This is a genomic window from Microbacterium sp., assembly GCF_035687345.1.
Taxonomy (GTDB): Bacteria; Actinomycetota; Actinomycetes; order Actinomycetales; family Microbacteriaceae; genus Microbacterium.
This window is the reverse complement of the sequence record NZ_DASRXZ010000006.1, coordinates 17,373-27,097: the sequence shown is the minus strand read 5'-3', so window position 1 is coordinate 27,097 and position 9,725 is coordinate 17,373. Positions and strand designations below refer to the sequence as shown.

Genomic DNA, 9,725 nt, shown 5'->3' with positions numbered 1-9,725 from the left:
GCGAGCTCGACGGGGGGTGGTGGTTCCACCTGCGGCGCTGCGCGGTGTGCGGACACGTCGGATGCTGCGACCAATCGCCCGGCAAGCACGCGACCGCGCACTTCCATAGCACGGGGCACCGCTACGTGCGCAGCTTCGAGCCGGGTGAGTCGTGGTTCTGGGATTACGCCGGTGAGACGTACGTCGACGGTCCGGAGCTCGCCCCGCCGTTGAGCCACCCCGAGACGCAGCCTTCGCCCGGGCCCGAAGGGCGCGTGCCGGAGGACTGGCGCCGGTACTCGTCGCGCGGCTGACGGCTAGGCCGAGACGGATGTCCGCAGTTACGCAGCGCGGCCGGCGGGCGAAAGCCCGGAGTGTCTCGGCTGAGCCGGTTGCCCTCCCGGTTCGCCCGTGCGCGCGAGCCGCCGTGGTAGCCGCAGACTCCCTGGGCGGCTGCAGGATCATCCCTCGGGTGCAGGCGGATACATCGCGCGGGCGATTCGCGGCCGGTGGTCGGTGACGAGGCTGGAGTCATGCCGAAACGCCTTGGTTTCTCCGTCCGCATCTCCGCCCTCGCCCTCGCGGGGGTGGCCGCCTTCACGCTGTCGGGCTGCGCCGTCATCGACGAACTCGCGTACCACCAGCGGTCGTCGAGCTACGAGGAGGTCGCTGCGGCGCCCGAGTCCTCGCCGGCGCACGCCGAGTGGGTACCGGACGATGCCCGCAGCATCCGCATCACCGAATCGACCCGGCCGGATGCCACCACCACCGCCATGCTGCTGACGAGCTCCTCGTCGCTCGATCCGCAGGTGTGCACCGAGGTCGACCGACAGTCGGGCCCGAGCTACGGGATCGAAGGCGCGCCGGACGTGTACAAGATCGACACCGTGTTCGCGTGCGGCGAGTGGAGCGTCGTCCCGTCGGACGAGGGCTGGTTCGGCTGGACGCCGAATCACCCCGACGAGCAGGCGGCGTCGCCGGCCGGGTGATCGGCTGGAAACGCTAGAGCCGAAGAGCGCGGGCCTTCGCCGCGGCGAACTCCTCGGCTGTGATATGCCCGGCTGCGTATAGCGAAGCCAGCCGCTCGAGCTCCTCCGCGGCGCTGGGTTGCGGGGGGTTGTGCGGAGCTTGTTGCGGGAGGTACTCGATATCCCCTCGGGGGTCGCGTGTGTAGTCGTCGGTCCATTGCAGACCACCCCACCACCGAAAGCGCTGGTCGGGCTGTTGGATCCAACGTGGAGGGTTCTCCGCGAGGTATTGGCGTGCAGACTCGACTTCGGCCGGGTCGTTCGGGTTGATTACGAAGTAATCCGTCCAGCAATCGCCGTTCCACCAACGGAATCGACCATCGGCCAGCCGAACCCATTGAGGGTGTGCCTTCTGCGCGGTCTGCGCCTGCTGCGTCGGTTTGACGTTTACCAATTCGCCGTGATGCTCTGACATCGGGTGCCCGCACGCTTTGCAAGTTCGCCGCGCGAGGTGAGTGATACCGAACGTCGCGACATCAGCTGCCCCGCGGCCGATCGAACGGCCCGCCCCAGTGAATGCATGCCCGGTGCACATCTCGCAGTCCCGGCAGGCCGTCTGAACTTTCGTCGCCAAGAGCCACCCCCAGACTCGATTACGCCGCATAATAATCGCCCCGGAGTCGAGTGAGGATCAGCGTCTGATCGGCGGAGCATGATTCGAGCCGGCGGTGCGACGAGTGTCGAGTCACCAGGCGAGCGGGCGGAGTCTGCTGGAGTGAACGACCAGGGCGCGTACGCGGCCGGTGTCATCGGGTGGGAAGCGTGGGCCAATCAGCGCCGAGTTCGATGCACCGCGCGCGGATGGGCGCGAATCCCGTTGCGTCGACCACGGGGTCGGCGCTGCGCCGGGCGATCTCCGCCTCCTCTGCCCACTTCGCCATCGCGGTGCCGAGTTCCGTAGGGGTTGCCTCACCGATCTCGCGCATCGCGGACAGCATCCGCGTCGAGGCGGACCAGTCGCCGTCAGCGACCGCCTCCGACTGCTCGCGGACGGCGGCGCTCAGACGGACGCACGCCTCTCCGTCGGACAGCATGCCGGACGGAGGGGGAGGAGACTGGCATCCGACCATTGCGAGAGCGAACAAGCCCAGCGTCGTCGCGGACATGACGCGGATCTTGCTCACTGCACGAGCGTAGCCGCCCTCGGCGACGCATAAGGACGACGGCCTGACCCGAGTCGGAGATCACCCGCAGCTCTGTTGCCCGCTGCTGATGGCTGCCTTCAAAGGGCGGTGTTCGGCCGGCCATGACACGACCGCCTGATCGCCCGGACAACGCGCGCAGCACTTCACGCGTGAGAGGCAACGGGGCGCGAGTTCGGGGCGGCTGAGTCACGGCACGTGCGTCTCCAGCAACTCGACGACGTCGGCGAGCGAATCGGGATTGCCCACATTGCCGGCGAACACGACGTAGGGCATGCCGAGCGCTTCAGGCCGTGAGTCGACGGGGCGGAAGAGGGAGATGATGCCGCGCCCGAGCTGACCGACGACTTCGGCGCGGCGCACGCCGAAGCCTGCGACCGCGGTCTCATGCGAGGTGATTCCGCCCTTCGCGACGACCCACGCCGGCCGGGCGGGGAGGACCGCCGCGGCGACGGCGGTGAGTGCGTCGGAGACGCGGCGCGCGATGGTGAGGCTCGAGGCGCGGTCCTGCCCCGGGACGAGCTCGCGGCTCGTCGCGATGACGACGCTGCCGTCGGCCAGCGCCGAGGCCGCCCGGTCCGCGAGCTCCGCGACGTGGGCGTCGCGCTCGGCGTCGCCCTTGAGAACGCGGGTGACGTCGAGTTCGAGTTCGCGCACGGCCACCCGCTCGCGCAGGCGGGCGAGCTGGCGCGTCGTGCCGCTCACGTGCGATCCGACGACGACGAGGCCGTGCCCGGGGCGACGCCCCGCGGGCCAGATGTCGGCGGCGCGGAGCGGTTCGCCGGGGTCGATCCCCGCGAGGGCGCGTACGAAGGACGGTCCGCAGCGTGCGAGCAGAGCCTTTCCGGCAGCTCGTGCGCGCGCGACACCGAGGGCGACGATGTCGTAGTCCTCGTCGATCTCGGCGTTGACGACGACGAACACGCCGCCGTGCAGCGCGGTCAGCCGCGCGGCGATGGCATCGGGTCCGCCCCTTCGGATGTCGTCGAGGGAGAGCGAGATGACATCCGCCGGGTCGATCGCGCCGTCCGACTTCTCGGCGAGGAACTCCTTGAGGTTGCTCGCGCGATACCCGAACGTCCTGTCCCGCGCGTACTCGGTGTCGCCGGCAGGCACGTCGACACCATCGACGCGCACGAGGTGGATGTCGTCGACGGTGGTGCGGCCCGCCTCGAAGAAGGCCGGAGCGAGGAGCACCGCGTCGAACCCCGCTCCGACCGCGCGCCGGCGTGCGGCGTCGAGCGCGCGGATCTCGGGCAGGACGTGACCGCGAAGGGTCGAGTCGCTGCGGCTCACGAGGTCGAGCTCGCGTCCGAGACGAGCGGCGACCGCGAGCAGCTGCGCGGCGACCCGATCCGTGAGCGCGACTGCTTCCTCCTCCGGCAGGCCGCGCGTGTTGGTGAGCACGAAGAGGGCGGCGCGGTCGTCGTCGATCGCCTCGACGTAGGCGTCCTCGTCGAATGCGGTGACCACCTCCACCCCGCGCACCGACTGCGACCCGGTCGGGTCGTCATCGAGCACGGCGAGGATGCGACCGGCGACGGCGTTGCGCACGGTGGATCGGATTTCAGCAGCGCCCGAGTTCTCTCGTCCCACGAGGCCCCATCCGAGCAGGCCAAGTTCGAATTGTCAAGACAGATTCGAAGATCGGCCTCAGCCTTCCTCTTCGACGTACTCCTTGAGCATCTGCCGCGTATGCCCGATGTGCTGCCGCAGCACTTCAGCGGCCTCCTCGGCCTCGCGGGCGAGCGCGTGCTCGAGCAAGGCGCGGTGCTCGGCGGTCGCCTCATAGTTGATGTGCCCGAGTGAGACCGACCAGCGGCGGTACAGCGCCGCCTCCTCGGAGAACGTCCGGACCACCTGCATGAGGCGCGCGTTCCTGCAGGCGGAGAAGAGCGCTTCGTGATACGCGGCGTGGGCCTCCGCCCACGCGTCCTGAGCTTCGTCGTCATCGGGGTCGGAGCCCTCAGCCGACGAGGGGGTGCGGCTCAGCACGTGGTGGGCCGCCACGATGCGACCCTCCCACTCGGTGTCGCCGTTGCGAATCGACAGCTTGAGCACCTCTGGCTCGATGAGCAGGCGGGCGTCGGTGAGCTCGTCCAGTTCGGAGACGCTCAGCGGGGTGACCATGTATCCCTGGTGGGCGACCGCTTTGACGAGCCCCTGGCTCGACAGCCAGGTGAGCGCCTCACGTGTCACGCCCACGCTGACGCCGTAGCGCTCGCTCAACTCGGCGAACATGAGCCGCTGCCCGGGCTTCAGGCGCGCGCCGAGGATGTCGGCGCGCATGCGGTCGCGGACCGCCACCGCCATGGTGTCTTTGGCCGGACCGCTCTTCATGCCGCCCAGAGTATCAGCCGGTTTCGCTAAACCGCGCTGTCAATCTGTGAACCTTGTATATTCGAATGACACATAGATGTGCGAATGATCGGAGACGCGGATGCGGGCGATCGTGACGGGAGGCGCGGGCTTCCTCGGCCAGCTCGTCGCCAGGCGACTTCTCGAGGATGGCGCAGATCGGGTCACCCTCGTCGACCTCGCAGCGCCGTCAGGCGACCTCGCCGACGACCCGCTCATCGAGCTGCGGCTCGGCGACCTTGCCGAGACCGTGGCCACGCTCGAGCCGGCCGACCTCGTCGTGCACCTCGCGGCGGTCGTGAGCAGCGCGGCCGAGAACGACTTCGATCTCGGCATGCGCGTCAACATCGACGCGACGCGCGCCCTCCTCGAACGGGCGCGCGCGTGGGGCACTTCCCCGGTCGTGGTCTTCTCCAGCTCGCTCGCGGTCTTCGGCGCAGACCCGCACCTGCCGCCACCCGACGTCGTCGGCGACGACACGCTGCCGCGCCCGCAGTCCAGTTACGGCGTGCAGAAGCTCATCGGGGAGCACCTCGTCGCGGATTACACGCGAAAGGGGTTCCTCCGCGGCCGGTCGGTGCGCCTCATGACCGTCGCCGTGCGGCCCGGGGCTCCGAACGCGGCGGCGTCGAGCTTCGTCTCCGGGATCATCCGTGAACCTCTCGCCGGGATCGAAGCGGTGTGCCCGGTGGATCCCGATCTGCCGATCATCGTCTCGTCGCCGCGCGCGACAGTGGACGGAATCGTCACCGCAGCGCGCGCCGACGACGCCTCGTGGGGAAGCCGGACGGCGATGAATCTGCCGGGACTGACCACGACTCCGCGCGAGATGGCTGCGGCCCTCGACCGCGTTGCCGGGACGGGCACGAGCAGGCTCATCCGCTGGGAACGCGACCCGGGGATCGAGGCGATCGTCGCGAGCTGGCCCGCCCGCTTCTCGACGAACCGCGCCGAGCGACTCGGGCTCTCGTCCGAGGCGTCATTCGACGACATCGTCCGCGCCTACCTGGAGGAACGAGGATGACCTCGCCGACGGCCCCTCTCGCCGCGATCCTCGACCAGTCCTGGGCGGAGGCGCTCGAATCGGCAGCGGATCGGCACGGCGACAGAGTCGCATTCCATTTCGAGGGCCCCGGTTGGCATCAGGCGCTCACCTTCGCCGAGTGGCGCGAGGCGTCGCACCGCGTCGCGGCGGGACTGGCCGCGCTCGGAGTCCGTCACGGGGATCGTGTCGGCGCGCTCGCCCCAGGGAGCGCGATGTGGCCGATCCTGCAGACCGCGTGCAGTCACCTCGGCGCGATCATCGTGCCGATCAACACGCGATATCGGGAGGACGAGCTGGGCTTCGTCCTCGGCCTCGCCGAGCCCGCCGTGATGGTGCTCATCGGGCAGTATCACGTCACCGACTACGTCGACCTCGTGGCTGCCGCAGGCGGCGTCCCCGAGCTGGTGACGATCGATGCCCCGGCCATCCCCCTTCGGCCCGCAGCGGGATCAGGAGAGCGCGGTCGACGGACGTGGGTAGAGCTGCTCGCCCTGGGGGACGCCGCGCCGGTTCCTCCGATCGTCGGCCGCGCGACGGATGCCGTGCTCCTGCAGTTCACCTCGGGCACGAGCGCCTTCCCGAAGGGTGCGCTGCTCTCGAGTCGGGCGACTCTCGGCGCGACCTGGTACCTCGCGGAGCGCATGGAGGTGACCGCCGCTGACGTCTATTTCTCGACGCAGCCGATGTACCACGTCGGCGGCTCGGTCGCGACGACGCTCATGGCGCTGGGCGCGGGCCCGACGATGATCGTGCCCGAGCGCTACTCCCCCGAGGCCGTCTTCGATCTCGTCCCCAAGTACGGCTGCACCGTGCGAACGGGGCAGGCGGCGATGTACGCGATGGAGCTCGCCCACCCCCGCTACCGTCCGGAATTCTTCGCGAGCCTCACCAAGGCATGGTCGGGCGGCACGCCGGAGCTGCGCCGCGTCATCAGTCGTGAGATGGGCGTGCCGGTCATGACGACGATCTACGGGCTCACCGAAACGGCGGGCACGACGACGATCAACGCGCTCGACGACCCCGAAGCGGTGTGGCTGCACTCCTGCGGCCGCGCGATTCCGGGCGTCGAGGTCGCCATCCGGTCCGAGCCGGGTGCGCCGCCGGCGACAACGCCAGGAGTCGAGGGCGAGATCGTCGTGCGCGGCTGGTCGGTCATGCTCGGCTACTTCCGCGATGACGCGGCGACTGCAGAGGCGATCGACTCCGACGGATGGTTCCACACGGGTGACATCGGGCGACTGGACGATGCCGGGAACCTCTACTTCGTCGACCGGATCAAGGACATGATCAAGCCCGGGGGAGAGAACGTCTCCGCGGCGGAGGTCGAGCGGGTGATCCGCGGGATCGAGGGCATAGCCGAGGTCGCGGTCGTCGGGCGAGCGGACGAGCGGCTCGGTCAGGTGCCGGTCGCCTTCGTCTCGCTGCATCCGGGTCAGACCTTCGATCCCGAAGCGATCATCGGGCACTGCGCCAGCGTGATGGCGAGCTTCAAAGTCCCCCGAGAGGTGCACTTGGTCGAGTCATGGCCGATGACCGAGAGCGGCAAGATCCTCAAGCGCGAACTCGCCGCCCGCTTCGCGGCCGACGGGTCCGTTTCAGTCGTGGGACTGTCAGGGTGATATTCGAAACTCATTGACGTTTCGAATATCACCGCATAGGGTGAGTGTACGCGGGTGAACCCGCGAGCGAATGAGGACGATCTCCACGCCATGACAGGATCCTTCGCCGAGAGCCCCCGGACACTGCCGGCCCGGCGCGAGACGGTAGGTCAGATGTTGCGCCGCATCGCGGCCGAGGTTCCGGACCGGACCGCCCTCGTCGAAGGGATCGCCGCACCGGATCGTCGACGCTGGACCTACGCCGAGCTGCTGGGCGCGGCCGAGCGCACTGCGAGAGCCCTCCTCCGGGACTTCGCCCCCGGCGAGGCCGTCGCGATCTGGGCGCCGAACATCCCCGAGTACCTGATCGCGCAGTACGGCGCCGCACTCGCGGGGCTGGTCGTCGTGACCGTCAACCCGGCGTTCCGTCCCGCGGAGGCGCGCTACGCGTTCGAGCACGCGGGGGTCGTCGGCTGCCTGACCGTTCCCGACTTCCGGGGCCACCGCCTGCTCTCCGACGCCCAGGACCTCGCGGCCGAGTTGCCCGGCCTGCGCACCGTCGTCGACCTCGAGGAGTGGGAGGCATATGTCGCGGGGGTCGACGACACCGCGCCTCTTCCCGACGTCGAACCGGATGCGCCTGCATACGTGCTCTTCACGTCCGGGACCACAGGTGCGCCCAAGGGCGCTGTACTGGAACACGCGGCCGTCACGGACAACGTGACCGTCGGTTCCGCGAACATCGCGGGGGCCTCGGCCGACCGCACGGTGTGGCTCGCCGTCCTGCCGATGTTCCATCTCGCCGGATGCGTGGTCGCCGCGATCGGCACGCTCAGTCTGCGCGGCGCCCTGGTGACGGTGCGCTCGTTCGATGCGGCGCTCGCCGTGCAGCTCATCGCCGAGGAGCGGGTGTCCACCCTCAACATCGTCCCAACGCTCATGTGGGCGATGCTGCGGGACCCCTCCTGGGGCGAGCGCGACACGTCGTCGCTGCACTCGATCATGCTCGGCGGCGCTCCGATCCCGCCAGAGCTCGCGCGGCGCGTGCGCGAGCACGGCATCGTGCCGATCGTCGGCTACGGGCTCACCGAAGCGCCGATGGTGTCGGCGACGAGTGCGGGCGACGACGACCACGACCTCATCAACACGATCGGCCGGCCGCTCCCCGGAGTCGCGGTGCGCGTGGTCGACCCGGCGACCGGCCTGCAGGTACCGTGCGGTGGAGTCGGGGAGATCGAGACCCGTGGTCCGCACACCTTCGCGGGATACCTCGGCGACCCCGCGGCGACCGCGCGCGCCTTCCGCCCGGACGGGTGGCTCCGAACCGGCGATCTCGGCTCCATGGACGAGCGTGGTGTCGTCGCGATGGCGGGTCGGGCGAAGGAGATGATCATCCGCGGTGGTGAGAACGTCTACCCTCGCGAGATCGAAGACCACCTCGCGAAGCTGCCGGGGGTGCTCGAGGCCGCCGTCATCGGCCTGCCCGACGACTATTACGGCGAGGTCGTCGCGGCGTTCGTTCGCCGAGAGGACCCGTCCTGCACCGCGCGCGATCTCGCCGATCGACTCCGGCAAGAGATCACCGGCTACAAAGTGCCGTCGCGCTGGTTCTTCGTCGACGCCTTCCCGCTGACGACCTCGGGGAAGATCCAGAAGTTCGCGCTGCGAGAGGGCTGGGAGAACGGCGACTACCGCGAGGAGGCGGCATGAGCATTCCCGACATCGACGAGCTTCGAGCCCGTGTGGTGAATCACGCCTTTCCGGGCGGCACCTTCCGCGTGCCCGAGTACGAGCGCTGGCTCTCGCACGACGCGATGCACGCCCCACCGATCGAGGCCCCGGTGCTGCATCCGGTCTGGATCCTTCTGGGTGCGCTCCGGGGGATGGGTGTCTCGATCGACGAGCTCACCGCTCTTGTCGGAGCGGGAGCGCACGACGGCACGGTCTTCGGGGAGACGGTGATGGAGCAGCACCAGCCGCTGCGCGCGGACACGGATTACGTCGTCCGCGGCGGGATCGTCGACCTGGTCCGCCGCGAGGGGCGCCGAGCCGGCCTCATGGACCTCATGACCTTCCGACTCGAACTCGTCGACCCGGAGGGCGTTGTGGCCGCCGTCTCCGAGCAGACCTTCGTCTTCCCGCGCCGGAGCGCCGCATGAGCCCCCTCGTCGTGGGTCAGGAGCTCCCGGCCGTTCGGCTCACCGTCGAGCTGTCCGACATGAAGATCTTCACGCTGATCATGGCGGACCCGAACCCGATCCACTTCGACCCCGCACACACCGCCGCCCTCGGGATGGGCGACCGCCCGATAAACCAGGGCACGCTCAACATGGCCTACCCTCTCAACGCACTCCTCTCCGTCATCGGGGATCCGGCGCGCGTCCGACGGTTCCAGTGTCGCTTCGTGGGCAGCGTCGTGGCAGGCGACGAGGTCGAGGCGGGCGGACGCGTCGTCTCGATCGAGGACGGGGTCGCGACGGTCGAACTCTGGCTCGACAAGGAGGGCGCGGGGCGCGTGCTGACCGGCACCGCGTCGGTGGACGCCGTCTGAGCGCGGCGGAGCGTTGTTCCGGCA

General features: G+C 69.5%; 11 protein-coding genes. 7 read left to right on the top strand and 4 right to left on the bottom strand.

Features of this window, described 5'->3' with window-relative positions; translation table 11 throughout:
• Both VFF97_RS00745 and VFF97_RS00740 read left to right on the top strand, forming a co-directional pair.
• On the top strand, nucleotides 1–293 hold a 293-nt coding region (locus tag VFF97_RS00745; protein ID WP_325031582.1), incomplete at its 5' end, for a UBP-type zinc finger domain-containing protein.
• 219 nt (nucleotides 294–512) lie between these two features.
• Nucleotides 513–968, top strand: coding sequence for a hypothetical protein (locus tag VFF97_RS00740; RefSeq protein ID WP_325031581.1), 456 nt, complete (start codon nucleotides 513–515; stop codon nucleotides 966–968).
• 13 nt (nucleotides 969–981) lie between these two features.
• Here VFF97_RS00740 and VFF97_RS00735 read toward each other — a convergent pair whose 3' ends face one another.
• From VFF97_RS00735 to VFF97_RS00720, 4 genes are all read right to left on the bottom strand, one after another.
• Nucleotides 982–1,422 (bottom strand): SHOCT domain-containing protein, encoded by a 441-nt coding sequence (locus VFF97_RS00735; protein WP_325031580.1) that lies wholly within the window; start codon nucleotides 1,420–1,422, stop codon nucleotides 982–984.
• 331 nt (nucleotides 1,423–1,753) lie between these two features.
• The gene (locus tag VFF97_RS00730; RefSeq protein ID WP_325031579.1) at nucleotides 1,754–2,131 is read right to left on the bottom strand and encodes a hypothetical protein; all 378 of its coding nucleotides are present in this window, start codon (nucleotides 2,129–2,131) and stop codon (nucleotides 1,754–1,756) included.
• Nucleotides 2,132–2,338: 207 nt separating this feature from the next.
• Nucleotides 2,339–3,703: a four-carbon acid sugar kinase family protein gene (locus VFF97_RS00725; protein WP_325031578.1), complete on the bottom strand. Its 1,365-nt coding sequence runs from the start codon at nucleotides 3,701–3,703 to the stop codon at nucleotides 2,339–2,341.
• Nucleotides 3,704–3,802: 99 nt separating this feature from the next.
• Entirely contained in the window at nucleotides 3,803–4,489 is a 687-nt protein-coding gene (locus VFF97_RS00720; protein WP_325031577.1) for a GntR family transcriptional regulator, read from the bottom strand.
• Nucleotides 4,490–4,589: 100 nt separating this feature from the next.
• Here VFF97_RS00720 and denD point away from each other — a divergent pair, with 100 nt between their 5' ends.
• The 5 genes from denD (at nucleotide 4,590) to VFF97_RS00695 (ending at nucleotide 9,701) form a co-directional block, all read left to right on the top strand.
• Nucleotides 4,590–5,531 (top strand): D-erythronate dehydrogenase, encoded by a 942-nt coding sequence (denD, locus tag VFF97_RS00715; protein WP_325031576.1) that lies wholly within the window; start codon nucleotides 4,590–4,592, stop codon nucleotides 5,529–5,531.
• Nucleotides 5,528–7,171, top strand: a complete 1,644-nt coding sequence (locus VFF97_RS00710; protein WP_325031575.1) for a class I adenylate-forming enzyme family protein — start codon at nucleotides 5,528–5,530, stop codon at nucleotides 7,169–7,171. Before denD ends, VFF97_RS00710 begins: the two co-directional genes overlap by 4 nt.
• Before the next feature lie 153 nt (nucleotides 7,172–7,324).
• Nucleotides 7,325–8,860, top strand: coding sequence for a class I adenylate-forming enzyme family protein (locus tag VFF97_RS00705; RefSeq protein ID WP_325031574.1), 1,536 nt, complete (start codon nucleotides 7,325–7,327; stop codon nucleotides 8,858–8,860).
• Nucleotides 8,857–9,309, top strand: a complete 453-nt coding sequence (locus VFF97_RS00700; protein ID WP_325031573.1) for a hypothetical protein — start codon at nucleotides 8,857–8,859, stop codon at nucleotides 9,307–9,309. Before VFF97_RS00705 ends, VFF97_RS00700 begins: the two co-directional genes overlap by 4 nt.
• Nucleotides 9,306–9,701, top strand: coding sequence for a MaoC family dehydratase (locus VFF97_RS00695; RefSeq protein ID WP_325031572.1), 396 nt, complete (start codon nucleotides 9,306–9,308; stop codon nucleotides 9,699–9,701). The genes VFF97_RS00700 and VFF97_RS00695 overlap by 4 nt, the downstream gene beginning before the upstream one ends.
• Nucleotides 9,702–9,725 lie beyond the last annotated feature (24 nt).